The following is a 690-nucleotide window of genomic DNA, read 5'->3' as shown; positions in this document are numbered from 1 at the left end:
AAGGATGGAGATGTAACTATTGGATCACTTTTTCCAATCCGAAGCATAGAAACACTATGTGCCTTTTTAGAAAGAAATAGTATCTGTGAGGATTTCCAGTCAGGATTTAGACCGTACCATAGTACTGAGACTGCTCTCATTAGAGTTACTAATGATTTGCTCTTATCATCAGATCGTGGTTGTATCTCTCTATTAGTGTTACTGGATCTTAGTGCAGCATTTGACACTATTGATCACAATATTCTTTTAAATAGACTCGAAAATTATGTTGGCATTAGTGGAATTGCATTGTCATGGTTCAAATCATACTTATCTGACCGTTATCAGTTTGTAGTAGTAAACGAAGAGATGTCATATCGATCACAAGTTCAATATGGAGTACCGCAAGGCTCAGTACTAGGCCCGCTCCTGTTCACTCTGTACATGCTACCCTTGGGAGATATCATTAGGAAACATGGTGTTAGTTTTCACTGTTACGCTGATGATACCCAGCTCTATATTTCTTCGCGCCCTGATGAAACTTACCAAATCACAAAATTACCGGAATGCATAGCTGATATAAAAAATTGGATGACCAGTAATTTCCTACTACTAAATTCAGAAAAAACAGAGATTCTAATTTTTGGACCAAAAACTTCTTCACGTAATAACCTAGAATACTGTCTAACACTTGATGGCTCTGTTAAGTCT

Annotated in this window: 1 protein-coding gene; it reads left to right on the top strand. The window is 37.1% G+C overall.

Features of this window, described 5'->3' with window-relative positions; translation table 11 throughout:
* Window positions 1–690, top strand: a 690-nt coding sequence (locus GWK16_RS24925) for an RNA-directed DNA polymerase (RefSeq protein ID WP_170056679.1), incomplete at both ends; no start/stop codon positions are given.

This window comes from Neoroseomonas marina, assembly GCF_012927745.1.
Taxonomy (GTDB): Bacteria; Pseudomonadota; Alphaproteobacteria; order Acetobacterales; family Acetobacteraceae; genus Neoroseomonas; species Neoroseomonas marina.
Note: the sequence above shows the minus strand (reverse complement) of the source record. Positions and strands in the feature narration are given on the sequence as shown.